This window comes from Alkalicaulis satelles (assembly GCF_008630495.1).
In the GTDB taxonomy this organism is placed as follows: Bacteria; Pseudomonadota; Alphaproteobacteria; order Caulobacterales; family Maricaulaceae; genus Oceanicaulis; species Oceanicaulis satelles.
Genome location: NZ_VWOJ01000001.1, coordinates 657,440 through 681,977, shown reverse-complemented (window position 1 = coordinate 681,977; position 24,538 = coordinate 657,440). Strand labels below are relative to the sequence as shown.

The 24,538-nt window shown below is 66.7% G+C and carries 20 protein-coding genes and 1 tRNA gene; 10 read left to right on the top strand and 11 right to left on the bottom strand.

Annotated elements, in window-relative coordinates:
- Nucleotides 1-22: 22 nt before the first annotated feature.
- Together F1654_RS03325 and F1654_RS03320 are read right to left on the bottom strand one after the other, a co-directional pair.
- Nucleotides 23-1,981, bottom strand: coding sequence for a sialate O-acetylesterase (locus F1654_RS03325; protein ID WP_199200436.1), 1,959 nt, complete (start codon nt 1,979-1,981; stop codon nt 23-25).
- A 13-nt stretch (nt 1,982-1,994) separates the two neighbouring features.
- Nucleotides 1,995-3,824, bottom strand: a complete 1,830-nt coding sequence (locus F1654_RS03320; protein ID WP_233205093.1) for a glycoside hydrolase family 9 protein — start codon at nt 3,822-3,824, stop codon at nt 1,995-1,997.
- Between the two features lie 494 nt (nt 3,825-4,318).
- Between F1654_RS03320 and F1654_RS03315 the strand changes: the two genes are divergently transcribed.
- The 5 genes from F1654_RS03315 to F1654_RS03295 all read left to right on the top strand — a co-directional run bounded on the left by F1654_RS03315 (nt 4,319) and on the right by F1654_RS03295 (nt 10,140).
- Nucleotides 4,319-5,647: a DEAD/DEAH box helicase gene (locus F1654_RS03315; RefSeq protein WP_233205092.1), complete on the top strand. Its 1,329-nt coding sequence runs from the start codon at nt 4,319-4,321 to the stop codon at nt 5,645-5,647.
- A gap of 98 nt (nt 5,648-5,745) precedes the next feature.
- Nucleotides 5,746-7,389 (top strand): AbgT family transporter, encoded by a 1,644-nt coding sequence (locus F1654_RS03310; RefSeq protein WP_150022068.1) that lies wholly within the window; start codon nt 5,746-5,748, stop codon nt 7,387-7,389.
- A gap of 13 nt (nt 7,390-7,402) precedes the next feature.
- The gene (locus F1654_RS03305; RefSeq protein WP_150022067.1) at nt 7,403-8,974 is read left to right on the top strand and encodes an AbgT family transporter; all 1,572 of its coding nucleotides are present in this window, start codon (nt 7,403-7,405) and stop codon (nt 8,972-8,974) included.
- Nucleotides 8,975-9,967: a P1 family peptidase gene (locus tag F1654_RS03300; protein WP_150022066.1), complete on the top strand. Its 993-nt coding sequence runs from the start codon at nt 8,975-8,977 to the stop codon at nt 9,965-9,967. It begins immediately after the preceding gene.
- 96 nt (nt 9,968-10,063) lie between these two features.
- Nucleotides 10,064-10,140, top strand: a tRNA-Arg gene (locus F1654_RS03295).
- Between the two features lie 158 nt (nt 10,141-10,298).
- Here F1654_RS03295 and F1654_RS03290 read toward each other — a convergent pair.
- The 3 genes from F1654_RS03290 to F1654_RS03280 all read right to left on the bottom strand — a co-directional run bounded on the left by F1654_RS03290 (nt 10,299) and on the right by F1654_RS03280 (nt 13,240).
- Nucleotides 10,299-10,856, bottom strand: a complete 558-nt coding sequence (locus tag F1654_RS03290) for a GNAT family N-acetyltransferase (RefSeq protein WP_150022065.1) — start codon at nt 10,854-10,856, stop codon at nt 10,299-10,301.
- A 230-nt stretch (nt 10,857-11,086) separates the two neighbouring features.
- Nucleotides 11,087-11,500, bottom strand: a complete 414-nt coding sequence (locus F1654_RS03285) for a hypothetical protein (protein WP_150022064.1) — start codon at nt 11,498-11,500, stop codon at nt 11,087-11,089.
- Between the two features lie 177 nt (nt 11,501-11,677).
- Nucleotides 11,678-13,240 carry a hypothetical protein gene (locus F1654_RS03280; RefSeq protein ID WP_150022063.1) on the bottom strand — a complete coding sequence of 521 codons (1,563 nt, stop codon included), beginning with the start codon at nt 13,238-13,240 and terminating at the stop codon, nt 11,678-11,680.
- Between the two features lie 328 nt (nt 13,241-13,568).
- On the opposite strand from F1654_RS03280, the gene F1654_RS03275 reads away from it, so the two are divergent.
- Nucleotides 13,569-14,090: a MerR family transcriptional regulator gene (locus F1654_RS03275; RefSeq protein WP_150022062.1), complete on the top strand. Its 522-nt coding sequence runs from the start codon at nt 13,569-13,571 to the stop codon at nt 14,088-14,090.
- Between the two features lie 102 nt (nt 14,091-14,192).
- Nucleotides 14,193-15,116 carry an SDR family NAD(P)-dependent oxidoreductase gene (locus F1654_RS03270; protein ID WP_150022061.1) on the top strand — a complete coding sequence of 308 codons (924 nt, stop codon included), beginning with the start codon at nt 14,193-14,195 and terminating at the stop codon, nt 15,114-15,116.
- A 9-nt stretch (nt 15,117-15,125) separates the two neighbouring features.
- On the opposite strand, the gene F1654_RS13995 is transcribed toward F1654_RS03270, so the two are convergent.
- Both F1654_RS13995 and F1654_RS13990 read right to left on the bottom strand, forming a co-directional pair.
- Complete coding sequence (locus F1654_RS13995; protein ID WP_233205091.1) at nt 15,126-15,977, bottom strand: methyltransferase domain-containing protein; 852 nt, start codon at nt 15,975-15,977, stop codon at nt 15,126-15,128.
- Nucleotides 15,967-16,806 carry a glycine/sarcosine N-methyltransferase gene (locus F1654_RS13990; RefSeq protein ID WP_233205090.1) on the bottom strand — a complete coding sequence of 280 codons (840 nt, stop codon included), beginning with the start codon at nt 16,804-16,806 and terminating at the stop codon, nt 15,967-15,969. The genes F1654_RS13995 and F1654_RS13990 overlap by 11 nt, the downstream gene beginning before the upstream one ends.
- A 209-nt stretch (nt 16,807-17,015) precedes the next feature.
- Between F1654_RS13990 and F1654_RS03260 the strand changes: the two genes are divergently transcribed.
- Together F1654_RS03260 and F1654_RS03255 are read left to right on the top strand one after the other, a co-directional pair.
- Nucleotides 17,016-18,218 carry an acetyl-CoA C-acyltransferase gene (locus F1654_RS03260; RefSeq protein ID WP_150022060.1) on the top strand — a complete coding sequence of 401 codons (1,203 nt, stop codon included), beginning with the start codon at nt 17,016-17,018 and terminating at the stop codon, nt 18,216-18,218.
- 75 nt (nt 18,219-18,293) lie between these two features.
- A complete protein-coding gene (locus F1654_RS03255; RefSeq protein ID WP_150022059.1) occupies nt 18,294-19,217 on the top strand; it encodes an acyl-CoA desaturase in 924 nt (307 codons plus the stop codon).
- Nucleotides 19,218-19,274: 57 nt separating this feature from the next.
- On the opposite strand, the gene F1654_RS03250 is transcribed toward F1654_RS03255, so the two are convergent.
- Together F1654_RS03250 and F1654_RS03245 are read right to left on the bottom strand one after the other, a co-directional pair.
- Nucleotides 19,275-19,445, bottom strand: coding sequence for an Entericidin EcnAB (locus F1654_RS03250; protein WP_150022058.1), 171 nt, complete (start codon nt 19,443-19,445; stop codon nt 19,275-19,277).
- 73 nt (nt 19,446-19,518) lie between these two features.
- Nucleotides 19,519-20,367 carry a ferritin-like domain-containing protein gene (locus F1654_RS03245; RefSeq protein ID WP_150022057.1) on the bottom strand — a complete coding sequence of 283 codons (849 nt, stop codon included), beginning with the start codon at nt 20,365-20,367 and terminating at the stop codon, nt 19,519-19,521.
- Nucleotides 20,368-20,489: 122 nt separating this feature from the next.
- Between F1654_RS03245 and ychF the strand changes: the two genes are divergently transcribed.
- Nucleotides 20,490-21,587, top strand: coding sequence for a redox-regulated ATPase YchF (gene ychF / locus F1654_RS03240; protein ID WP_150022056.1), 1,098 nt, complete (start codon nt 20,490-20,492; stop codon nt 21,585-21,587).
- Nucleotides 21,588-21,593: 6 nt separating this feature from the next.
- Here ychF and alr read toward each other — a convergent pair whose 3' ends face one another.
- Nucleotides 21,594-22,703 carry an alanine racemase gene (gene alr, locus F1654_RS03235; RefSeq protein ID WP_150022055.1) on the bottom strand — a complete coding sequence of 370 codons (1,110 nt, stop codon included), beginning with the start codon at nt 22,701-22,703 and terminating at the stop codon, nt 21,594-21,596.
- Nucleotides 22,704-22,709: 6 nt separating this feature from the next.
- Nucleotides 22,710-24,206 carry a replicative DNA helicase gene (locus tag F1654_RS03230; RefSeq protein WP_150022054.1) on the bottom strand — a complete coding sequence of 499 codons (1,497 nt, stop codon included), beginning with the start codon at nt 24,204-24,206 and terminating at the stop codon, nt 22,710-22,712.
- Nucleotides 24,207-24,538: the final 332 nt, after the last annotated feature.

Below are 24,538 nucleotides of genomic sequence, written 5' to 3'. Positions count from 1 at the left end.
GCGGGAACGACGAGGGGCAGGATTACCGCTTTATGGCCTGCTCAAAGGGGACAGGCGGGCGCCCTGAGGCGTCGGTGAGATTGCATAGCGGGTTCATCGCCCAGCAGAAGCGCACGCGCGTGTCCGCGGCGCGCACACCCTCGATCGCCACGCTGTCCGGGCCGCTCACGCGCGCATCGGCGTAACGGCAGGCGGCGCCGGAGCAGAGCTCGAACCCGATGGCCCGGTCCGAGCCGAGCGTGATCAAAGCGCCCGTCACATCGTCAAACCGGACGGTCAATGTTCCGCGCGCATGCCGGATATCGCCGGGCACGGGGCCGGACGGGGCGATGTCGCTTTCGCCATGGACAAGGTGGCGGGCCGCCAGCGCCATCCGGCGGGCGAGTTCCTGCTTGTTTGGCGGGTGGATGTCGTGAATCTCGCCCAGATCATGGGCCGTCACGATTACTGCGCGCGGATCGGCGAGCGCCACCTGACGCTGGCTTTCGCGCAGATCGGCCCAGCCATTGTCCGCCGGTTCGGACGGGTGCGCCCCGAACCCGGCCAGTTGCACGATCACGAAGGGCAGATCAGCGCGAAAACGCCCCCGCCAGTCCGCGATCAGGCCTTCCAGAAGCGCGTGATAGCCGCGCCCGTCATACGTATCGGACTCGCCCTGATACCAGGCTGCGCCCGCGAGCGCGTAGCCGTCCAGCGGGCTGATCATCGCGTTGGCGATCTGCGAGAAGCCGCCCGTCGCCGACCAGGGCGAGCCGGGCGGATGGGCGAAGCCCGCAGGCGCCTTGGAATAGCGCCATGGCCCGTCCAGCGGGACAATCTCGCCATCGGCTAGCTCGATGGCGCGCAGATCGTCCGGGCCGACCAACCCGCCATAGCGCCAGGTGTCGAGCACATTGATGGTGAGCGTGTTGGCGCCTGCGCGCAGCCGGCCCGGCGCCAACTCATAGGCGCGAATGACAGACGGATCGGCCATGCCGCCCACCGGCGCGCCATTGAGCCAGGTCTGATCCACCTCGTCGGCCCGCCCGATATGCAAGACCGCGCCTTGAGCGGCCTGCTCTGCGGTCAGGTTGAAACTTGTGCGGTACCAGACCATGCCGTCATGGGCGGCCAGCGCCGGATCACCCCATTCCTCCCAATAGATGAAGGCCGGAACCACCGGCCATGATGAGATGTCCAGATCATCGGCCCAGGGCGCATCCTCGCGCGCCTCGCCGGTCTGGTTGAGCCACCAGTCCTCCCAGCGTGCACCCCAGCGGGCCATGGCTTCGGCCGGGTTATCGCGATAAAGCGCCAGCGTGGCGAGCGCGTCAGGATCTGCGCCGGCACGGCCGAGCGCCTCTTCGCTCATCCAGGCGGTGATGGACGATCCGCCCCAGGCCGAGATGATCAGCCCCATGGGAACATCATGAACGCGCCGCAGATCGCGGGCCATGAAGTAACACGCCGCTGACACGCTGGCGGCATTGTCCGGCGTGATCACCTGCCATTCCACGTCGGACCGGAAGTCTTGCGAAGGCCCGGACGCCGTGCGCAGGGGCAGGGTCATGGCGCGGATCATCGGGTCATTGGCCGCGCCGGTTTCAGCGGGCGCATCAAGCGCGCGGGCGATCTCCAGCACCATGTTGGACTGGCCCGAGCACAGCCACACATCGCCGATCATCACGTCCCGGACTGTCTCTGTCCGCCCGCCGCTCTCGACCGTCAGGGTGTAGGGCCCGCCCGCCTCCATGGCGGGCAGCTCCGCGCGCCAGCGCCCGTCATCGCCTGCAATCGCGCTCGCCTGTGACGGGCCGAGCGCGACGCGGATTTCGCTGCCCGGACTGGCGCTGCCGTGAACATGTATGGGCGCATCGCGCTGGATCACGCCATGGCCGGAAAACAGTGGGTGCAGGAGCGGGCGCTCATCCGCGTTTGCCGCCCCCGCCGTGTGCAGGCACAGCCCCGCAGCCAGAGCCAGCAGCGCAGTTGTCCGCCTCATGCGCCCTCCCATGTCACTCCGCGTCCAGCCAGCCGGCGACCCAGAACAGCGGCGCGTTCCAGTTAATCGCCACCTCGTTCATGGCGTAGGAGTCGATATGGTCGGCCCAGCAGGCCTGCGGCGCGCAGGTCCCGCGCATAGTCTGGGCAATCGGGTCTGACATGTTCTGGTTATTGGGCCCGCCCGACAGAATGCCTGCGGGCGGCTTGGGAAAGGCCGGATCGGCGGCATGGGCCCAGAAGCGGTGATGCGGATTGCGCATGGGCCGCGCGCCATAGCCCGACACATAGGACTGGTCGAGCGCGTTGCGCCCCAGGATATAGTCCATCGCATCGACCACCGCCTCGCGATAGCGCGCCTCGCCGGTGATCTCGTGGGCGAGCGACAGGATGACTGCGCGGTTGAGGAGGTTCGAGGTGGAGCCCCAGACATAATCGCCCGGACCGAAGGGAATGGCGTAGCCCTCGCTGTCGCGCACAGCGATATAGGCGTCCGCCGCCGTAACGAGATTGGCGCGGGCCGTCTCGCGCTCTGCCTCGCTCAGGCCGGTTTCCACGGTCGCCAGCGTGATGGTCCCCAGTGCGCCAACGCTCGGCCAGGCGATGCTGCCTGTAGGCGAGCCTTCAACACCGGGCGCGCCCAGGAAATGCGGTGAGGCGCGCAAGTCATCGAGATAGCGCTGCTCTCCCGTCGCCGCGTAGAGCTCTGCGGCGGCCCAGTAGAACTCGTCGCTGACATCATTGTCGCCATAGCCGCCCCCGCCATCGAACGTGCCGGGGGTGTAGATGTCCGGATTGGCCAGCGCCGCGTCATAGGCGCGGATGGCGGCGTTGAGGGCGCGGCTCGCATAGTCCGCATCCACATCGGCCCAGGCCCGCGCGCCGATGGCGGCCGAGGCGGCGAGATTGAGCGTGGCGGCCGTGCTCGGCGGATAGAGATAGCGCGGCACATCATCGGTGTGCGGCGCGTAGGGCAGGGGCGTCCACACCTCGTTATGGGCCTTGTGGTGGGCCATGCCGGAGACGTCGGTGGGGGTGAAGACCAGGTCTTCGCGCGAGGTGAGCGGACCCACAGGCAGGTCCATGGTGACCCCTTCAGGGATCTGCATGGCCAGCATGAAATCAAGATTCCAGCGGATCTCGTCCAGAAGGTCATTGACGCCATTGCCCGCTTCCGCGATGGGCAGGGTTCCGTCGCCATAGGCCGCGCCAAAGCGGGTGTAGGCGTCCAGCAGGGTCCAGACCGTAATGCCGCTATTGACCACGTACTTGCCGTGATCGCCTGCGTCATACCAGCCGCCGGTCACGTCCAGCGAATGATCGCAGCCCGCCCAGTGATTGCCGGCGGTGTCCTCGCCGGAAAAGCAGGTCAAAACCTCGTTCTCGTGGGCGGCGGGACGGGCCAGATCCGGCCGCTCCACATGGCGTTCCTCAATGGCGATGCCCGCCCGGTTTTGGTGAAACAGGTTCAGCGCATCGCGGGCGAGATCCTGCCAGGGCCGCTCAGTCACCGCGAAGGAGCGGCTCTCATATGCGTTGACGATCAGGCGATAGCCCTCGCCCGCCTCCAGCGCGCCAGAAAAATCAATCTGGTGGACGCTCTGGCCGGAGGACTCATCGGCGCCGAAGGGCATGGTTTCGCCGTCTGCCAGCACCGCGCCGGAGGCATCCACAATCTGCCAGGAGAGCGGCGTGGCGGCGTCGCTAACCAGGATGGCGCGCTTGTGCCCGCCGGCTTCAAACCCGATCTGGCTCAGGCGTAGGGGCGCTGGCGCGTCAGCCAGGGCCGCCGCGCTCATGAGGGCGGCCAGGCCTGTCCCGGCCAGCATGGTCAAGCGTGTCATGGCGTCATATCTCCCCGATGGCGGCGCCCGGCGCTGCTCATCCAGGCAACACGCTGGCGCTCTTGATTTTTTTTGCAGTGGCGGGCAGGCCAATTTGCCTTCCGCCCTGGCGTTGTTAGCGCTAACATCGAGTGTCGCAGGCGCGATGGACACGGTCAAGCTCAGGCGGGCATGGCGGACCATGAAGCGCCCGGGTCAGGTCCGGCTCAGATCAGCTATCAGCGCCGTCTTCGTCATCATGGTGACCGGGCGCTTGGCATAACGCCTTGCTTTCGCCATCAAACCCGGCCATAGAGCGCCCATCGCATGAAGCGCGGGCGTAGAGGCGGGGTCATCCCGCCCACGTGCTTTGATCGGATCGGCCGGAGCCTTCAAGGGCTCCAAGCATTGTTCCGGGCGAGGGCCGAAGGCCCGTCGACGGCGGCTGATCTGCGCGGACGCTTTCCCATAACCGAATGAATGGCCGGCTGGCGTGCGCGCCCCGGTCAGAAGGAATGTTTGTTTTGACCACTTTCTCCCAACTCGGCCTGGCTGAGCCCGTTCTGCGCGCCGTGACGGCCGAGGGCTATAATGTCCCCACCCCGATCCAGGCGCGCGCCATACCGCTGTTTCTGGCCGGCCGCGATCTTGTGGGCCTGGCCCAGACCGGCACCGGCAAGACGGCCGCTTTCGTGCTGCCGCTGCTGACCCGCCTGATGGCGGAGAAGAAGCAGGCGCCGGGCCTGTCCTGCCGCGCCCTGGTGCTAGCGCCCACGCGCGAGCTGGCCGCCCAGATCGGCGCCTCGGTCGCCGCCTATGGCAAATTCACCGGCCTCACCCACACCGTGGTGTTCGGCGGCGCCAAGCCGGGGCCGCAAATCCGCGCCCTGGCGCGCGGCGTCGATATTCTGATCGCCACGCCGGGCCGCCTCCTGGACCATCACCAGTCGGGCAAGCTGCGCCTGGACCTGACCCGCACGGTTGTGCTGGACGAGGCTGACCAGATGCTCGATCTGGGCTTCATGCCTGCGATCCGGCGCATCCTGTCGGCTGTGGGCCATCCGCGCACGACCGTGATGTTCTCGGCCACCATGCCGCCGGCCATCCGCCAGCTGGCGTCCGACTTCCTCAATGATCCGGCCAGCGTGGCGGTTTCGCCGCCCTCTCGCCCGATCGAGACCATCACCCAGAACGTGTTTTACGTGGATGCAGGCGCCAAGCCCGACGCGCTGATCAATCTGATGGCGCCCGAAGCGGGCCGCAAGGCCATCATCTTCACCCGCACCAAGCGTGGCGCGGACCGGGTGGCCAAGCGCCTGGCCGAGTACGGCCACAAGGCCGCGGCCATTCACGGCAACAAGACCCAGGGTCAGCGCGAGCGCGCCCTGGCCGCCTTCCGTTCCGGCGCCGCCCCGGTGCTGGTGGCCACCGATATCGCCGCGCGTGGCATCGATGTGGACGGCGTGGAGCTGGTGATCAATTACGAGCTGCCCAATGTCGCCGAAAGCTATGTCCACCGCATCGGGCGCACGGCGCGCGCGGGTGCGAGCGGACGGGCGGTGTCGCTGGTGGCCTCTGACGAGCGCGGCCTCCTGAAGGATATCGAGAAGCTTACCGGCAAGCCGATTGCGGGCCTCAATGACGCCCCGCCGCTGGCGCGCGGGGAGAGCGGGCGTCCGGCCCGTCCCCAGCAGGCCAAGCGCAGCGGCGGCCGGCCGGGTCATCGCGGGCAGCAAGGCGGACAGAGAGGCGCTCAGCAGGGCGCAGGCGCCAAGCCGGCCGGCCAGGGCGCGCGTCAGGGACGCCCGGGCAAACCCCGCCGGCGCAAGCCTCAGACCGCCTGAGGCGCCAGCCGGGTTCCCTCAAAGGCCTGCGCGCGCTAATCCTTGTCGCAAAGAGACGCGTCTGCGACAGGCGCGCCAGGCATTTGCGGGGAAAAGCCATGAGCGAGCACGCGCGGCCCGATGCGGGCGCTGAACGCCAGTCCGGGATTCTCGGGATGATCGAACGGGCGGGCAACCGCCTGCCTGACCCGGTGTTCATCTTCTTCTATCTGATCATCGCCATGGCGGTGATCTCCACCATCGCGTGGTTCTTCAACTGGTCGGTGGAGCATCCCACCGCGCGCGATGCGGCGGGCGACCCGCTGGTGGTCAGCGCTGTCAGCGTGTTCCACCCCGATTCCCTTCGTCATCTGCTTGTGGACATGCCGCGCATCTTCACCGGCTTCCACCCGCTGGGCTATGTGCTGGTGGTGATGCTGGGCGCGGGCGTGGCCGAGCGGGCGGGCCTGTTCGGCACGGCCATGCGCGCTGCGGTCCGCGATGTGCCGCGCCTGTTCCTGACCCCGGCGGTGGCCCTGGTGGCCATGATGGGCAATCTGGCCGCCGACGCGGCGTATGTGGTGCTGATCCCGCTGGCCGCGGTGATCTACGCCGCCGCCGGACGCCATCCCGTGGCGGGCATCACGGCTGCATTCGCAGGCGTCTCGGGGGGCTTCTCCGCCAATCTCCTGCCCGGCCAGCTCGACGCGCTTCTGTTCGGCATCACCGAGGCCGCCGTGGTGGCGCTCGATCCCACATGGACGATGAACATCGCGGGCAACTGGTTCTTCATCGCCGCGATGACCTTCGTCTATCTGCCCATCATCTGGTTCGTCACCGACCGCATCGTGGAGCCGCGCCTGGGGCCGTGGTCCGGAGGCACCGTGGCGGGCGGGGGCGAAACGCCCGAGACCGATCCTGAGGGCGAGACCACGCCGGCCCAGAAAAAGGGCCTGGCCCATGCCGGCGTCGCCGTGCTGCTGGTCTGTCTTGTCTGGCTGTTCCTGACTGTGGATGTGGTCTCCCTCGTCACGCTGGGGGCGTTCTCCCTTTATGGCGGCAATGCGCCGCTCTATCTGGGCGACCCTGCCAATGAAGTGACCGAGAATCTGGTGCCCTTCTTCTCCTCGCTGGTGGCCGGGTTCATGATCCTGTTCGTGTTCGCTGGCATCGCCTATGGCCGCGCGGCGGGCACCATCAAGGACCATCGCGACATCGTCGACATGATGGCCGGCGCCATGAAGGACATGGGCTATTATCTGGTGCTCGCGTTCTTCGCAGCCTATTTCGTGGAGCTGTTCAACCAGTCCCAGCTGGGGCTGATCTCTGCGGTCAATGGCGCGGACGCCATCCGCGATTCCGGCTTGCCCCTGCCTATCGTGCTGGGGCTGATCGTGGTGTTTGCGGGCCTGCTGAACCTGTTCGTCGGCTCGGCCAGCGCCAAATGGGCGCTGATGGCGCCGGTGCTTGTGCCCATGCTGATGTTGCTGAATGTGAGCCCGGAAATGGCCACGGCGGCCTATCGTGTGGGCGACAGCGCCACCAATATCATCACCCCGCTGATGGTGTATTTCCCGCTGGTGCTGGTGTTTGCCCGCCGCTGGGTTCCCGAGTTCGGCATCGGCTCGCTCACATCGGCCATGATCCCGTATTCGATCTGGCTGCTGATCGCGGGCATCATCATGACCGTGGGCTGGGTGTATCTCGGCCTGCCGCTGGGTCCCGGCGCTGAAGTCGCCTTCACCCTGCCGCAAGCGGGCTAGGGGAGGGCGAGAGATGGCTGAGACCGGCAAGGCCGCCAAGGGCGGCGGATTCCTCGGGGCGGTGGAGCGCTTCGGCGACCGGCTGCCCGATCCGGTATTCATCTTTGTCTGGCTGATCGCCATCCTGATGGCGTTCTCGGCGCTGGCGGCCTTCCTGGAGTTCACCGCCATTCACCCGATCACGGGTGAAACGCTGATGGCCCAGTCGCTGTTCTCGCGCGACAATGTCCAGCGCCTGCTGACCTCCATGCCCCAGACTCTCACCGGCTTCGCCCCGCTGGGGCTGACGCTGGTGATCATGCTGGGCGCGGGCGTGGCCGAGCGTTCGGGCCTGTTCTCCGCCGGCTTGCGCGCAGGCCTGCGCAATGCGCCCAAGGCGGCGATGACGCCCATCGTCATGCTGCTGGCCCTGGTGGCCACCCACTCCTCGGATGCGGCCTATGTGGTGCTGATCCCGCTCTCGGGCGTGATCTACGCCTCGGTGGGCCGCCACCCGATCGCAGGCATCGCCGCCGCGTTCGCCGGCGTGTCGGGCGGGTTCTCGGCCAATTTCATGCCCGGCCCTATCGATGCGCTGATCCTGGGCGTGACCGAGCCGGCCGCCCAGATACTGGATCCGTCCTGGTCCATGAATGTGGCGGGCAACTGGTTCTTCATCCTGGGCATGGCGGCGGTGTTTTTCCCCATCGGCTGGTTCGTCACCGACCGCATTATCGAACCGCGCCTTGGGACCTACACGCCCAAAGGCGAAACGCCGATCTCCAGCCAGAAGTCCGACAGCCAGCTTTCTCCAGAAGAGCGCCGGGGCCTGTGGTATGCGCTGGGCGGATTTCTCGCCGTCACGGGGCTGTGGCTCTGGCTGACCTTCGGGCCGGGGACCTATCTGCAGATCCCCGGCGCGCCCTGGGAAGAGCGCCTCAACCCGATGCTGGACAGCCTGATCGCGTATTTCTTCCTGCTGTTCCTGATCTGCGGGGTGTGTTTCGGCATTCCCACCAAGACCATCAAGAGCCACCGGGACGTGGTGCGCATGTCCACCGAGGCGATGAAGGACATGTCCGGCTATATCGTGCTGGCCTTCACCGCGGCGCACTTCGTGGTCATGCTCAACTGGACCGGTCTGGGCGCCATCGCCGCCATTCATGGCGCCGGTGCGATCCAGACGGCGGGCCTGCCTGCGCCGCTGCTCCTGGCGGTGATGGTGCTGCTGGCCGCCGGGCTCAATCTGGTGGTCGGTTCGGCCAGCGCCAAATGGGCCTTCATGGCGCCCTTCCTGGTGCCCATGTTGATGATCCTGGGAATCAGTCCGGAAATGGCCACCGCCGCCTACCGGGTCGGCGACAGCGTGACCAATATCATCACGCCGCTGATGGTGTATTTCCCGATGGTGCTGGCCTTCTGCCGCCGCTGGGACCCCGATTTCGGCATGGGCGGGCTGCTGGCGAACATGCTGCCCTATTCCTTCGCGTTCCTGATCGGGGGGCTGACGCTCACCATCTTCTGGGTGTGGCTGGGCATTCCGGTGGGGCCGGGCGCGCCGGTGACGTTCGTGGTTCCTGACGGCGCCGTGCTGCCGGAGCTCTAGATGGCCGGGCCGGGTCCGCGCAATGATCTCACAGACGTGGCCGGATTAAGCGCCGGTCAGGCCGAGGATCAGCGCGTGCAAACCGGCGTGACGGTGGTGCTGTGTGAAGCGCCCGCCATCGGCGCGGTGGATGTGCGCGGCGGCGGTCCGGGCACGCGCGAGAGCGATCTTCTGGGACCGGGCGCGCTGGTGGAGCATGTGGACGCCATCGCCCTGTCAGGCGGCTCGGTCTATGGGCTTGCGGCTGGCGACGGCGTGTGCGCCGGGCTGGGCGCGCGCGGGCGCGGCTATGGTCTTATGGACCTGCCCGGCGTGCCCAAGAGCCCGATCGTGCCCGGCGCCATCCTTTATGATCTGGCCAATGGCGGCGACAAGGCCTGGGGCGAGACCCCGCCCTATCGTGCGCTGGGCCTGGCCGCCTTGAAGGACGCTGAAGCCCGCGCGCCCGTGCGTCTGGGCCGGGCCGGCGCGGGTTATGGCGCGCGCGCAGGCGCTCTGCCGGGCGGCACGGGCAGCGCCAGCTATGTCACCCAGGACGGTTTCACGCTTGGCGCGCTCGCCTGCGTGAACAGTTTCGGCTCGGTGCGCATGCCCGGCTGCGACGCCTACTGGGCCTGGCCGTTCGAGATCGCCGGCGAGTTCGGCGGCGCGCGCCCGGATGTGACCAGGACGATCAGCGCCGAAGACTGGGGCGCGGCCAAGATGGATGGCCGCCCATTGGCCAACACCACGCTGTGCGTGGTGGCCACCGACGCCCGCCTCACCAAGGACCAGGCCCGGCGCATGGCCGTGATGGCCCAGGACGGGCTGGCGCGCGCCGTCCGTCCCGCCCATGCGCCCTTTGATGGCGATGTGGTGTTTGCCCTCTCCACCGGCCGCATCGCCCTGCCAGAGCCGGCGCCCGCTGCGCTCACGCGCCTGGGCGCCATCGCCGCCGACTGCCTGGCCCGCGCGATCGCCCGCGGCGTGCACGCTGCGTCCGGGCAGGGCTGAGCGCGCTGCAACAGCCCGGCGCCGGGCGCTTGCCATTCCCCGCGCCCGCCGCTAGTTTCCGCCCTCTCGCACGGGGCCCCGCCCCGCAGCGGACAGGCGCCCGTAGCTCAGCTGGATAGAGCACCAGACTACGAATCTGGGGGTCAGAGGTTCGAATCCTTTCGGGCGCGCCATTTTCTTTAATGAAATCAGACAGGACCGGTTTGCAGCGGGCGGCTTATGCGTTGCCAGGCTGTTTCGCCTGCGCGCGTCCTAGTGTATCTTGAGGACATCCCGTCAGGCGTAAACGGGCGGCCCCGGGATGGTCTGCAGGGGCGCGGCCGGGCATCGATCAGGGGGCGACCTGATCCCCCGGCCCCAATGACCTTTGCATCAATACAGTATCGACCCAGCGGCCCAGCTTGAATCCTACCGATCGGAGCGTTCCGGCCGGCTCGAAACCGTACCGGCCATGCAGGGCGATTGAGGCCGTATTGCCGCTGTCACCGATGACCGCGAGCATCTGCCGCCATGGCCCAGCCTCGCATTGCGCGATCAGCGCTTCGAGCAGCGCCGAACCGTAGCCATGTCCTTGGCGATCAACGGCGACATAGACGGAATTCTCGATAGTGTGACGGTATGCGGGACGGGAGCGATATGGCGTCGCATAGGCGTAGCCGAGCACTTCGCCGTCGATCAGGCCGACGAGATAGGGCAGGCCCGCCTCATGTACGGCCAGCAGGCGCGTGTTCATCTCGTCGATGGAAGGCGCGACTTCCTCGAAAGTGGCGAGGCTGTGCTCGACATAATGCGCGTAGATCTCACGCACCGCCGCCATATCTGCTTCACATGCTTCACGGATGCGCAATTTCGGCACAGCAGCGCCGCGCGCTTGAATGTCTTCGCTCATAGTAATTCCGTTCCCGGCAATCGTGTTCCAGGATCGACCCCAAAAAGCTTCCGCACCGGTCAAGCCGCAGTCAGGCTGGTGCAATTTATGAGTATCAGTAAAGATGCGCGTGCCGGCAACACGCGTTGCTTGCCGAACCCGTTTCCCCGAGATGTCCCCTGGGAATCATGAAGCCGCAAGCCTCGGGGCCGGCGGGGCGGTTGAAAGCCAGGCCGCTCCCGCCCCTCCGCCTACTCTGACCGGACTTGCTGGTAGCGCAGGTTGAGGCGGGCGGTGGCGTCGCGGGCCGGGCCGCCGCCATCGATGAGGCCTTCGAGGGTGACGCCGGTCAGCTCATAGCGCCGGGCGCCGTCAGGAGTTCTCAAGTTCAGCGTGGCGCCGGAAAAGTCGCGCGATTGCAGGGCGCGTTGCAGCGCGGCCAGGTCAGCGCCTTCAGCCAGGTAGAGCACCGCCACGCCGGCGCGCGCAGAGGCGGGCGGCGCGCCGAACTCGCCCTCGGCGAAGCGGGCGCCGGCGATGGGCGCCGTGACGTCATTGCCGATTAAACCTTTGAGGATCAGATCGCCGCTGATGCGAAGGCCATAGGGCTCCTGGAGCAGGATGGCGGCCAGTGTAGCGGCAAGCAATGACTTTAGAGCGATCATATGAATTCCCCTTTCATATGGATGAGCGCATCAACACTGGCCTCATAGTTATCTGGATTGATAGAGATGGCAAGTCAGGAGCGGCCTCTCCCAAAAGCATGAAAAGGCCCGCCCCCTGGCGGGGGCGGGCCGGATCTTTCCTGTATTGCTCCATGTCCGGGGCGGAGAGCTGCTTTTCTAGCGCACGCTCACCTGCACCGCGCCGTCTGCCCCGTCACGGCTGCGCAGGAAGGCGCCCAGCCAGACCGCGTAGGTTCCCGGTTCGGGATCGCTGATCGCCAGTACGGCCTGGGTGCCCCGGCCGCTGTCATCATCGCAATACCAGGTTCCGTCCGGGGCGAGCACGGCCAGGGTGGTGTCGAAATCGCCTTCGGCGGTGAACACCAGATCGCCTTGCGCCCGCCCGCTGATCTCGGCAGTGAGATCGGGCGCCTGGCCCGAATGGCCGCGGCAGCGCCGGTCTCCGGCCTCGCCCACAGTGACGGAGGCCAGCTCAGAACCCAGCCCGTGGGTGGCGTTGATGCGCGTATTGATGGTGTGCGCCCGGGCGGCGAGATCATTGAAGCTGGCGCTCAGGGCGCCGCCGCGCGGCGGCAGGCTGGCGTCCAGCGCGGATTCGTCCTGCGCGTCATCGTACAGGCCGGACAGGGCGCGCATGATGTCACCGAAGGAGGAGGAATCGCCCGGCGCCTGTGCGTCGGGGTCATGCCAGCCGGAACCGAGGTCGTCTTCATCGGCCGTGGCGCCGATCTCGCTGATGGCCAGGGCCGCCTGACCGCTCTGCGACAACACGCGACGCCCGAACCAGATCTCGTAGGCGCCGCTCTGCGGATCGTCAAACACGAGCTGGGCGCCGGGCTCATCTGACGTGCCTTGCGCGCAGAACAACGCCCCGTCAGGCGCGCGCACCAGCAGGGCGGTGTTGAGATTGCCCACCGGGCTCAAGGTCAGGAAGAGCGGGAAGAAGCCGCTGGTCTCGTATTCCAGCCGCACGGTGGGTGTGTCCGTCACATGTCCGGTGAGGCAGCGCTGGGCCTCCTGGCCAGTGCGCGCCAACACGTCAGAGCCGGTCAGGCGCCGGGCGGTTCGCGAGCCGCCGGCCTCGGCTTCGATGACATGAGGGTCGGGCGTAAAGCCTTCGGTCAATTGGACGATCTGCGTTTCAGCCTGGTCCGGGCCAGACGCCGGCTCACCATTGCCACGGCTTGGCGGGCTCGGGCGGTTGCTTCCGGCGATCTGGCCGCGCAGCTCGCTCAGGGACAGCGTCGATTCACGCCCCCGATTGCTGCGTCCGAACACGCCGGCCCAGATTTCATACGTGCCTGTACGCGGGCTTTCGAGCACCAGCTGGGCGTCCAGGCCTTCGCCGCTGTCGTCATCGCAATACCAGGTCCCGTCCGGCCCGCGCACCACCAGCGTGGTGTCGAAGTCCGCGCGATGGGTGATGATAAGGGGCATTCTTCCGTGCGTCGTATAGTCCATGCGCACAGTGGGCGCCTGGCTGACGCTGCCCCGGCAATGGCCGTCGCCCGCATCGCCCATGCGCGCCCCGCCCACGCCGCGCGTGCGGCTGACCAGATCGGACGCGCTCATGGATCCGCCCGCGCTCACCGTGAGCCCCAGCGGATCGGGCATGAAGCCAGAGCGCAGGCTGATTTCGTGCTCTGTCTCCTGGGCGCCAACGCTGGCGGCTGCCAGAACAGCGCACGCGGCCCCTGCGGCGAAGACACGGATTTTCATGGCATTCTCCCCTTGCTGAAGGGGAGCCTGCCAAACCTGATCTCTGACATCAAGTCATGACAAGGCCGCGATTGCGGGGCAATGCGCGTGTATATTCCAGCTCAGACTGTGCGCAGGTTGAAATCCATACAGCTCGATTGTTCGAACACGCTGGAGGCGCAACAGGACATTTTTTTGGCGTTTCGCGCCTGCACCGCCCACTGACCAGTCGCGCCCTGCGTGCGCGGTAATCAATTTGCGCCCGTTAGGCGGGTGTTAACTCCCAGCGCCTAGCCATTGATCGTCTGCAGTGAAATAATTCACTTAACATGTTCAATAGGTGCTGGTCATGCTGATGGTCGCTGACAGGTCGCGCTTCGCCTTGAAGGAGCCTGCTGCTCTGGAGGCGTTGTTGCTCTATGATTGGCGCATGCGCGGCGTGCTGACCGATGATGAGGTGCTGAGCACCGCAGTCTCCCATCCTGTGACCACCAGCGTTTTGCGCCATTTGCAACGTCAGGGACTGATCCGCGCGCTTCATGGCGTACGCGCCCAGGGCGGACGGATGCGGCTGTGGCTGCTGGCTGATGTGCTGCGTCTTCAGGCCGCGCTGGATCTGCGCGCCGCCACCGGCCTGCCGGCCAGCGTGTGCGTTGCGGCTCTGATATCGGGCGGGGCGGATGTGGATGAGGCCATAATGGACTGGCGCAGCCATGTGGGCGCGGCGCCGTGCCCGGACCAGACCCTGGCCTGCAACGCCTCCGTGCTGAGCGACCGCGAGGCGCTGAGCCGCCTGGTTGTGATGTCGGTGCGCGCCTTTGTCGCGCGCCATCAGTTCGACACGGTGGCCCAGCCTGCTTTCCTGATCTGAGCTCGGATGCCGGCCGGGATTGGCCCAGCCGCTCCGGGTCATTGCTTTTGACCCCAAAACCGGGTCGCATGCCGCCTGATGCAGATCAGGAGGCAAGATCCCATGAAGCCAATCCGCTTTGACGGCCAGGTGGCCATTGTGACCGGCGCGGGCGCCGGGCTGGGCCGCAGCCATGCGCTGGAGCTGGCGCGGCGCGGCGCGAAAGTCGTGGTCAATGATCTGGGCGGCGCGGTGGATGGCACGGGCGGATCGATCAGCGCGGCCCAGGCGGTGGCCGACGAGATCATCGCAGCCGGCGGCGAGGCGATGGCGCATGGCGCCAATGTCACCAGCCCTGAAGATGTCGCCGACATGGTCGAGACGGCGCGCCAGCGCTGGGGCAAGATCGACATCCTGATCAATAATGCCGGCATCTTGCGCGACAAGAGCTTCTCCAAGATGTCGCTGGAGGATTTCCGCACGGTGGTGGAGGTCCATCTGATGGGCTCGGTCACCTGCACCAAGGCGGTCTGGGAGGGCATGAAGGAGGCCGGTTACGGCCGCATCGTCATGACCAGCTCGTCCTCAGGGATTTACGGCAATTTCGGCCAGTCCAATTATGGCGCGGCCAAGATGGCGCTGGTGGGGCTGATGAACGTGCTCCACCTGGAAGGGCGCAAATACAATATCCGCGTCAACACCTTGTCGCCCACCGCCTATACCCGCATGACCGAAGGCCTGATCCCGCCCGAGGCCGGCCAGCTGATGACGCCCGAAAGCGTCACGGCCGGGCTGATCGCGCTGGTGGGCGAGGACGCGCCCGAGCGCACCATCCTGGCCGCCGGCGCGGGCGGGTATGCCGCGGCGAAAATCTACGAGACGCCGGGCGTCTACCTGCCGCCCGAGCAGCAGACCGGCGAGCACGTGGCCGCCGCGCTGGCGCGCATCACCGATCCGGCCGGCCAGGAGGAATATGAGGAAGGCGGACGCCAGACCCTGAAATTCCTCGGCCACGCCGCGGCGCATTTCGGAATCAAGATGGGCTGACGCCTGAGGCTAGCGGGTTTTGCGGTAATGGATGACGCCCCAGGCCAGCAGGCCCTGGTCGGCGGCGTTGACCCAGTGGGCCAGCCCTTCGAGCATGCGCGCCACATAGGCGTCCGACACCTCGCCCTTCAGCGCATCGCGGCGGTCCAGAAGCTCGGCGCGCACGCGCGCATAGTGATTGCGCAACTGGCCGGTCATGTCCTGGCTGCCTGCATCCTCCAGCCCCAGCGCTTGCAGCTGGGCGCGGTAGAAGGCGAATGAGCCCAGGCTCGACAGGTGGATGCGCTCATAGACGGGCTTCAGCGCCGCCGGATCGGCGACCGTGTCGGCCTGCATGGGATCGGTGAAGATGAGCTCTCCGCCGGGCCTGACCACCCGCGCTGCGCCCGCCAGCACGCGCTTGCGGTCAGCCGAATGCAAAAAGGCGTCCTGGGACCAGACGATGTCGAAGCTGGCGTCCGGATAGGCGAGGTCTTCGAACGCGCCGTGATCTACGGTGATGCGGTCCTCAAGCCCCTGCTCGCGCGTGAGCGTGCGGTTGCGGGCGTTCTCCACCTCCGACAGGTTCAGGCAGGTCACCTGCGCACCGTGTTCGCGGGCCAGATAGCGCGCCGCCCCGCCATAGCCTGCGCCCAGATCGAGCACCCGCGCGCCAGGCGTGAGGCCGGACAGGCGCGAGGCCATGTGCGCCACGGTCCGGCGGCTGGCTGTGGCGATCGGCTCATCGGGATGCTCGTACAGCCCGACATGAATATCCTCGCCGCCCCAGATAATGGCGTAGAAGCTGTCGGCGTCATGGCTGTCATAATAAGCCTCGGCCGTTTCAACGGCTTTGGCGGCGGCCCGGGCTTCACCCGCCATAGGTCTTCTCCGCCACATGGATGAAGAAGTCGGGATCGTGGTCGTTATAGGTGTCCTGGAAATCGCCATAGGTGCGCACTTTCTGAAACCCGGTCTGGGTCATCAGATTGCGCACATAGTTCTTGCGCAGCGGGAACATGTTGAGGTGGTAGACCGAGTTGTCCGGGAATTCATAGCGGAAGCGCGCCAGCGTCTCGTCGACATATTCGGGCGCCGCCGTGACCTGGTCGCCGCAATAATAATATTTGTGCTGGCTGTCGAAGCCCACATCCAGAATGGCGTCGTAATTGCGCTGGTCCATGATCAGAATGCCGTCATGTTTCAGCGCGGCGTAGAATTCGGCCAGCGCCCGGCGCCGGTCGGCTTCATCGTGCAGATGGGTGAAGGAATTGCCCAGGCAGATCACGGCGTCATAGCGCCCGTGAATATCCCGGTTCAGCGCGCGCCAGTCGGCCAGCGCCGTGTGCAGGACCAGCCCGCGCTGGCGGGCGTTCTCGAAGGCCTTGCCCAGCATTTCGGCGGATCCGTCCACGCTGGTGACCTGAAAACCGGCCTTGAGCAGCTGGACGGAGTGGAAGCCGGTGCCGGTGGCGACGTCGAGCACATCGGTCTTGCCGCGCGCGCGCAGCATGTCGATGAAGAACTGACCCTCGCTCTCGGCGCGGGCGTCCCAGTCGATCAGCTCGTCCCACTTCTCCACAAAGCTTTTGACGTATTCCTGGCGGTATAGTCCCGATTCGCGCAATGCGGTCGGGTCATCCCCGTAGTCTTGGGCGGTGCTGGCAGGGCCTGCGTCCCTTTGGACGCACGTTTCAGCAGGGCCGGTCATGGACTGGCTCCTCGGCATGGCTGTGCCCCTCTTCGAAGATGAAGATCGCGCGAGGGGCGGAACGGTTGTTGAGCGCATGCAACATACGCAAAGCGGACCTGAGATGTAACCCCTCTCTTGGAAAAGCTTTGAACGCGCGGCCTCACGGTCTAAGACGGGGCAGCTGCCCGGCCAGCCGGTCCGGCGCATCATTTCAGGGAGATACCCCCATGCGTGACGCTCTTATCGTCTCCACCGCACGCACCCCGATCGGCAAGGCCTATCGCGGCGCGTTCAACGACACCCAGGCCCAGGCGCTGGGCGCCCATGCCATCAGCCATGCGGTGCAGCGCGCCGGAATCGATCCGGCCGAGATCGAGGACGTGGTGATCGGCGCGGCCATGCAGCAGGGTTCCACCTTCCAGAACGTGGCCCGCCAGGCCGCGATCCGGGCCGGGCTCCCGACGTCCGTCTCAGGCATGAGCGTGGACCGCCAGTGCGCCAGCGGCATGATGGCCATCGCCATCGCCGCCAAGCAGATCATCTCCGACGGCATGAAAGTGACCGTGGGCGGCGGGCTTGAGTCCATCTCGCTGGTCCAGAACGAGCACATGAACATCCACAAGGCGTTCGATCCCTGGATCAATGAGCACCGCCCGGACCTCTATATGAGCATGCTGGAGACCGCCGAGATCGTGGCCGAGCGCTATGGCGTCAGCCGCGACGTGCAGGACGCCTATGCCGTCCAGTCCCAGACGCGCACCGCCGAGGCCCAGGCCGCCGGGCGCTTTGACGCCGAGATCGTGCCCATGACCACGCAGATGCTGGTCAAGGACAAGGCCACCGGCGAAATCTCCAGCCAGGAAGTGACCCTGTCGAAAGACGAGGGCAACCGCCCGGGCACCACCATCGAGAATCTGCAGAGCCTCAACCCGGTCTTCGCAGGCGGCCAGAAGATCAAGGAAGGCAAGTTCATCACCGCGGGCAACGCCTCCCAGCTGTCGGACGGCGCCTCTGCGGCGGTGCTGATGGAAGGCAAGGAAGCCGAGCGCCGCGGCCTGACCCCGCTGGGGCGCTATGTGGGCATTGCGGTCGCAGGCCTCGATCCCGACGAGATGGGCATCGGGCCGGTCCACGCCGTGCCGAAACTGCTCAAGGCCAATGGCCTGAAAATGGATGATATCGGCCTGTGGGAGCTCAATGAGGCGTTCGCAGTGCAGGTGCTCTATTGCCGCGACAAGCTGGGCATTCCCGACGAGCTGCTCAATGTGAATGGCGGCGCCATCTCCATCGGCCACCCCTATGGCATGAGCGGCGCGCGCATGACCGGCCACGCCCTGATCGAGGGCAAGCGCCGCGGCGCGAAGTACGTCGTGTGCACCATGTGCGTCGGCGGCGGCATGGGCGCAGCGGGCTTGTTCGAGGTGCTGTAGGGTTGCGTCAGTTCCCCTGACGGGCGGGCCCTGATAAGGTCGGTCCGACCCCGTCAGTGGACGTGAGATGGCGACATGATGGCTCCGGTTCGACGCATCGAGGCTGCGCAAGCAGACCCGGTGCGCGGGATAGTGCGTTTTGACCTTTCCAAGGCGCTCTGGAACGGTGGGGCGATTGCGCTGGCCGCCGCCGCCCCGTTTGCGTTCAGCTGGACGGCGTTCATTCTGGCGGTTGTCCTGACCTATCTGACGATGCTGCTGGGCCACAGCATCGGCATGCACCGCATGATGATCCATCGCACCTTCCGGGCGCGCCCGTGGCTCGCCCGGGTGCTGATCTATCTCGGGGTGATCGTGGGCATGGGCGGGCCGAGCCGGATTATCGCCACGCATGACCTGCGCGATTGGGCTCAAAGGCAGCCGGCCTGCCATGACTTCTTCGCTCATCGCCGCGGCTATCTGATTGATATCGCCTGGCAGCTGTTTTGCCGGTTTGAATTCGAGCATCCTCCCAAACTGGTGATCGAGCCCGAGCTGCAAGACGATCCGTTCTATCGCTTCCTGGACCGGACATGGCGCTGGCATCAGATCCCGGTCGCGGCGCTGTTATTCCTCGCTGCAGGTTGGCCGGGCGTCGTCTGGGGGATCGGCGTGCGGCTGGCGATCAGCGTCATCGGTCACTGGACGATCACCTATGTCTGCCACAATCCCGGCCCGGCGCGCTGGCATGTTCGCGGCGCTGCGGTGCAGGCTTCAGACCTTCCGGGGATGGCATTTCTGACCCATGGCGAATGCTGGCACAGCAACCATCACGCATTCCCCGAATCGGCCCGGATCGGACTGGAGCCCGGGCAAATGGACCCGGCCTGGACGGTGATTTGCGGGTTCGAGCGATTGGGGTGGGTGTATGATGTGCAAGGCCCAAGGGCGCCCTTGGCGCGCGAGGACCTGTATGAGGCCCATTCCCAACCCGTCTCCCCGCTTGTCTCCAGGCGTTAAGCACCGGCGGGTTGAGCCCGCCCGCTTTTTCAAGTCTTCAGCTTAGAGGCTGTCTGGCTAGCCGATATAGAGACTCACCGCTTCGTCACCCTGCACATCAGCCTCGGTGAACAGGTCCTCCAGCACCTCGCCGGTGCGGGTGATGTCCTGGCCGACGCCCTGGATGGTGTTGCATGCCGGCAGGGCCAGCGCGGCGGCGAGAAGAAGGGCCGTAGCGAGCGGTTTCATGGCGGGCTCCCGGTGCGAATCAAGGCTGTGACAGAATACTGCGCGGGCGTGCTTGTGCGCAGCCGTTTTCGCTTCAGTCCAGCAGGCCCGCCAGCGGCGCGTACCAGTCTTCGGGCAGGTTGGCGCGGTCACGAGCGGGGATATTGAAGGGCGGTTTGAGCGCGCCGCGAAAATACTGGCGCACCAGGGTCTGGAAGCGGTCGCGCGGATCATGGCCCTCGGCCGCGACCACCGCATCGAACCAGCGCCGCCCGGCGGCCACATGGGCGACTTCCTCGGTATAGATGATCTCAAGGGCGTCTGCGCTCTCGTCGTCTCCGGCCGCGCGCAGGCGCTCGATCATCACCGGGGTGACGTCGAGACCGCGCGCTTCGAGCACCATGGGCGCGATGGCAAGGCGCGCAGGCAGATCGTCTTTGGTGGCTTCAGCTGCGCTCCACAGCCCGTCATGGGCGGGCAAATCGCCATAGGCGCCGCCCAGCGCGGCCAGGCGCTCGCCCAGAAGCCTGAAATGGCGCGCCTCGTCATCGCCGACGGTGATCCAGTCGGAGATGAAGTCCGCACGGTCCTCATCAGAAATGCGCGCATCCCCGCCAAAGCGCGCGACCATGTCGAAGGCCAGATCAATGGCGTTGAACTCGATATGAGCCACCGCATGCAGGAGGGCGAAGCGCCCGGCGCGCGAGCCGAGCTTGCGCTTGGGCACGCCGGAGGGCGGCGCCAGCACCGGGCGGTCAGGCCGGGCCGGGCGGCCCGGCGCCATCCCCGGCGCGCCGCGTTCAGGCAGGGCGAGGGCGCCCGCGCGCCAGTCCGCCGCCACGCGCCGGGCGCAGGCGGCCTTTTCGTCAGGTCCGGCGCTCATCAGCACGTCGAGCGCGGCGGTCTGGACGCTGAGGGCAGGGGCGGTGAGGGGAGCTGTCATGTCGCGGGGCATGCCATGGCGGCGGGCCGATGGGCAAGACCGGGCGCCGCGCGCCCTTTCCCTTCGGCCCCGCCCGGCCTATACGGCGCCCCGGAGCCGGACGGCGCAAAAGGAGACGGGCGATGGGATTCAAGTGCGGCATTGTGGGCCTGCCGAATGTGGGCAAATCCACCCTGTTCAACGCCCTGACCCAGACCGCTGCGGCGCAGGCGGCCAACTATCCCTTCTGCACCATCGAGCCCAATGTGGGCGAGGTGGCGGTGCCCGAGCCGCGCCTGGTGAAGCTGGCGCAGATCGCCGGTTCGGCCAATGTCATCCCCGCGCGCATGAGCTTTGTCGATATTGCGGGCCTGGTGAAGGGCGCCAGCCAGGGCGAGGGGCTGGGCAACCAGTTCCTGGCCAATATCCGCGAGGTGGACGCGGTGGTGTATGTGCTGCGCTGTTTTGAGGATGACGACGTCACCCACGTGGCCGGCAAGGTCGATCCCATGGCCGATTTCGAGACCGTGGAGACCGAGCTGATGCTCGCCGATCTCGACAGCCTGGAAAAGCGCCGCGCCAATCTGGAGAAGAAGGCCAAGACCGGCGACAAGGAGGCCAAGGAAAGCCTCGTCCTCATCGATCTGGCGTTGGCTGAGCTGCGCGAGGGCCGCCCGGCAAGAAAGGCCGAGGTGCCCGCCGACCAGATGCGCCCCTGGCGCATGCTGCAGCTTTTGACCTCCAAGCCGGTGCTGTTCGTGGCCAATGTGGATGAAGACAGCGCCGCCGCCGGCAACGCCCACTCGCGCGCGGTGGAAGCGCGCGCGGCGCAGGAGGGGGCGGCCTGTGTGGTGATCTCGGCGCGCATCGAGTCCGAACTGGCGATGCTGGACGCTGACGAGCGCGGCGAATATCTCGCCGAGCTGGGGCTGGAGGAGCCGGGGCTGAACCGTCTGATCCATGCCGGCTATCAGCTTCTGGATCTGCGCACCTATTTCACCGCCGGTCCGAAAGAGGCCCGCGCCTGGACCATCCGCTCAGGCTGGACCGCGCCGCGCGCGGCGGGCGTCATCCACGGCGATTTCGAGCGCGGCTTCATCCGGGCCGAGACCATCGCCTTTGACGATTATGTCGCCCATGGCGGCGAGAGCGGCGCGCGCGAGGCGGGCAAGCTGCGTCAGGAAGGCAAGGACTACGTCGTCCAGGACGGCGACGTGCTCTTGTTCAAGTTCAACGTCTAACCCGGGTCACGGCGCGCCTTCATAGACCCGCGCCGGGCGCAGGCCGAGGCCGGTGAGAAGCTCATAGGGCAGGGCGCCGGCCAGCTTAGCCGTCTCGGTGAGGTCTTCGCCCAGGAACACCGCCGGCGCGCCCGCGCGGGCCTCGGCCTCGCAATCGCTCACGTCCAGCACCACCAGATCCATGGAGACGCGCCCCAGAATGGGCGCGCGCCTGTCTGCTATGCGCGCAAAGCCCTTGCCGGACAGGGCGCGGGGCAGGCCGTCGCCATAGCCCACGGCGGCTGTGGCCACGGTCATGGGACGCCCGGCGGTGAAGCTGGCGCCATAGCCCACGCTATCGCCGGGCTGGAGCTGGCGCAGCTGCACCAGCGGCGCCTCCAGCCGCGCCACCGGCTCGAACGGGTGCGGTTCGGCTAGCGAGGCGCTGGCGCCATAGAGCCCGATGCCGGGGCGCGCGAGATCGAAGTGATACGCCTCGCCCAGCATCACCCCGCCGGTATTGGCCAGGCTCAAGCGCGCCTTGGGCAGGCGTCCGGCGAGGGCGGTGAAGCGCTCACGCTGGGCGGCGTTCATGGGGTTGGACGGCTCTTCCGAGCACGCCAAATGGCTCATGATCACGCGCAGATCGAGATCTTCCAGCACGCCCGGTGCGGCGATGAGGTCTTCAGTCTCCTGAGGCGAAAAGCCCAGCCGGTTCATCCCGGTGTCCAGATGCAGGGCGCACGGGCCGGCAGGTTCATCGGCGAAGTCCGCCAGCTCGCATGCCTGATTGAGCACCGCGCCCAGCCTTTGTTCCACATAGACGGCGCGCTGGGCGCGGTCATAGCCGTTGAGCACCCAGATATCGGCTTCGCCCCCGCCCAGCGACCGGCGCAGCTCGGCGCCTTCCTCGGGCGTGGCGGTGAAGAATGTCCGGCAGCCCTCGCGCGCCAGGCGCGGCGCCAGCGCGGCGGCGCCCAGCCCGTAGGCGTCAGCCTTGATGGAGGCGCCGGTCTCGGCGCCGCGGGCCATGGCCTGCAGGCGCTGGAAATTACGCGCCAGCGCGTCGCGGTCGATGATCAGGCGCGCGCTCAGGCCATGCGCCGCTGCGGGCGCATCGGGGTGGGTCTCGTCCATGAAGAATTACTCGAAATCACGCCGGCCGGTGGTGTCCAGATCGGAGAATTTAGTGCGGTCGGGATCGAAATGCACCTTCACCGAGCCGATCGGGCCGTGGCGCTGCTTGGCGATGATGACGTCGGCCTCGTTGCGCACTTGGCGCATCTCGTCTTCCCAGGCCAGATGCTGCTCGGTGCCCTCCTTGGGCTCCATGCGCTCCAGATAATAGGATTCACGATAGACGAACATGACCACGTCGGCGTCCTGCTCGATGGAGCCGGATTCGCGCAGGTCCGAGAGCTGGGGCTTCTTGTCGTCACGCTGCTCGACCTGGCGTGACAGCTGGGACAGGGCGATGACCGGCACGTTGAGCTCCTTGGCCAGCGCCTTGAGCGCCTGGGTCACTTCGGAGACCTCCTGCACCCGGTTGTCGCCGCGGCTGTTGGAGCCGGCCACCAGCTGGAGATAGTCGACGATGACGCAATCCAGCCCGATCTGGGGATTGCGCTTGAGGCGGCGCGCGCGGGCGGCCAGGGCGCCGATGGAGAGCCCGCCCGTATCGTCGATATAGAGCGGGATGGAATTGATGGCGGCCACCGCGTCGCGCAAATCCTCGAACTGGGCCGCGTCGATCTTGCCCTGACGGATATGATAGCCGGATATGCCGGTATAGTCGGCCAGCAGACGCGTGGCGAGCTGTTCGCTGGACATCTCCAGCGAGAAGAACGCCACCACCCCGCCTTCAGTGGTCTTGCGCACATTATCGCTGCCGGTCTCGGTGCGGTGGGCGCGCGACATGGAAAACGCGATATTGAGCGCCAGCGAGGATTTGCCCATGGAGGGCCGGCCCGCCAGGATGATCAGGTCGGAGCGGTGCATGCCGCCCAGCTTGGCGTCCAGCGTCTTCAGGCCGGAGGAAATCCCCGACAGCCCGCCGCCGCGCTGATAGGCGGCCTGGGCCATGGCCATGGACTGGGCCAGCGCCTCGGAGAAGGGTTGCAGGGTGCGCGAGGCGCCGCCGCTTTCGGCCAGGCGGAACAGGGATTGTTCGGCGGTTTCCAGAAGCGAGGTCGCTGACAGGCTTTCGCTGGGCCGGCTGGCGTCATAGGCCACCGTCGAGCCGAACTCGATCAGGGCGCGCCGGATCGCCAGATCATAGATCACGCGGGCGTATTCCGGCGCCGAGGCGGCGTCGGGCGCCTCGCTCATCAGCCGGGCGAGATAGCTCACCCCGCCCACCGAGGCCATGCCCGGATCACCCTCGAAATGGCTGCGCAGCGTGACCGCATCGGCCAGCGAACCGGCATTGATCATCTGGGCGGCGCGCCGGAAGACGGCGGCGTGAAGCGGATCATGGAAATGCTCCGCGCGCAGCCAGTCGCTGACCCGGTTATAGACCTCGTTGTCATAGAGCACCGCGCCCAGAAAGGCCTGCTCGGCCTCGATATTGCGCGGCGGACCGCTCGAGTCGGTCTCGGCAGGCAGGGCGTATGCGGGGGCGTCGGCGGCGTCAGCTGTCATGGGGGCATGCTAGCGGGGCGCAGCGCGTGCGTCATGGGCGGTTTGCGGATTTCAACGGTCTTGAGCCGCTTCTGTGGATAAGTCAGCGCATCAGGCGGCGCTGTTTCCCCCCCTTGATGGGGATGGTGGGCCGGGCCTTTCTTTCCTCCCCCGCTCGCGGGGGACGAAAGGTTATGGCGCGGCTTTGCCCTTTCCCATATGCCAAACAGCCAGCAGCAGAGTTCGCGGTCTTCCAGAGGCGCTCTTGTGCGGAAAAACGGCGCGCCGGATTGAACCCGATGGCGGCGCAGGCGCACCCTTCCCATACAATCGCGTTGCTGAAGAGGCGCATT

Bases quoted from the DNA above. Each gene is read 5' to 3' on its own strand.
- F1654_RS03230 (WP_150022054.1), bottom strand. From the start codon at position 24,206: ATGACAGCTGACGCCGCCGACGCCCCCGCATACGCCCTGCCTGCCGAG.
- F1654_RS13995 (WP_233205091.1), bottom strand. From the start codon at position 15,977: ATGGCGGGTGAAGCCCGGGCCGCCGCCAAAGCCGTTGAAACGGCCGAG.
- F1654_RS03245 (WP_150022057.1), bottom strand. From the start codon at position 20,367: ATGACAGCTCCCCTCACCGCCCCTGCCCTCAGCGTCCAGACCGCCGCG.
- F1654_RS03250 (WP_150022058.1), bottom strand. From the start codon at position 19,445: ATGAAACCGCTCGCTACGGCCCTTCTTCTCGCCGCCGCGCTGGCCCTG.
- alr (WP_150022055.1), bottom strand. From the start codon at position 22,703: ATGGACGAGACCCACCCCGATGCGCCCGCAGCGGCGCATGGCCTGAGC.
- F1654_RS13990 (WP_233205090.1), bottom strand. From the start codon at position 16,806: ATGACCGGCCCTGCTGAAACGTGCGTCCAAAGGGACGCAGGCCCTGCC.
- F1654_RS03290 (WP_150022065.1), bottom strand. From the start codon at position 10,856: ATGAGCGAAGACATTCAAGCGCGCGGCGCTGCTGTGCCGAAATTGCGC.
- F1654_RS03260 (WP_150022060.1), top strand. From the start codon at position 17,016: ATGCGTGACGCTCTTATCGTCTCCACCGCACGCACCCCGATCGGCAAG.
- ychF (WP_150022056.1), top strand. From the start codon at position 20,490: ATGGGATTCAAGTGCGGCATTGTGGGCCTGCCGAATGTGGGCAAATCC.
- F1654_RS03280 (WP_150022063.1), bottom strand. From the start codon at position 13,240: ATGAAAATCCGTGTCTTCGCCGCAGGGGCCGCGTGCGCTGTTCTGGCA.
- F1654_RS03315 (WP_233205092.1), top strand. From the start codon at position 4,319: ATGTTTGTTTTGACCACTTTCTCCCAACTCGGCCTGGCTGAGCCCGTT.
- F1654_RS03320 (WP_233205093.1), bottom strand. From the start codon at position 3,824: ATGACACGCTTGACCATGCTGGCCGGGACAGGCCTGGCCGCCCTCATG.
- F1654_RS03305 (WP_150022067.1), top strand. From the start codon at position 7,403: ATGGCTGAGACCGGCAAGGCCGCCAAGGGCGGCGGATTCCTCGGGGCG.
- F1654_RS03270 (WP_150022061.1), top strand. From the start codon at position 14,193: ATGAAGCCAATCCGCTTTGACGGCCAGGTGGCCATTGTGACCGGCGCG.
- F1654_RS03275 (WP_150022062.1), top strand. From the start codon at position 13,569: ATGCTGATGGTCGCTGACAGGTCGCGCTTCGCCTTGAAGGAGCCTGCT.
- F1654_RS03300 (WP_150022066.1), top strand. From the start codon at position 8,975: ATGGCCGGGCCGGGTCCGCGCAATGATCTCACAGACGTGGCCGGATTA.
- F1654_RS03325 (WP_199200436.1), bottom strand. From the start codon at position 1,981: ATGAGGCGGACAACTGCGCTGCTGGCTCTGGCTGCGGGGCTGTGCCTG.
- F1654_RS03285 (WP_150022064.1), bottom strand. From the start codon at position 11,500: ATGATCGCTCTAAAGTCATTGCTTGCCGCTACACTGGCCGCCATCCTG.
- F1654_RS03255 (WP_150022059.1), top strand. From the start codon at position 18,294: ATGATGGCTCCGGTTCGACGCATCGAGGCTGCGCAAGCAGACCCGGTG.
- F1654_RS03310 (WP_150022068.1), top strand. From the start codon at position 5,746: ATGAGCGAGCACGCGCGGCCCGATGCGGGCGCTGAACGCCAGTCCGGG.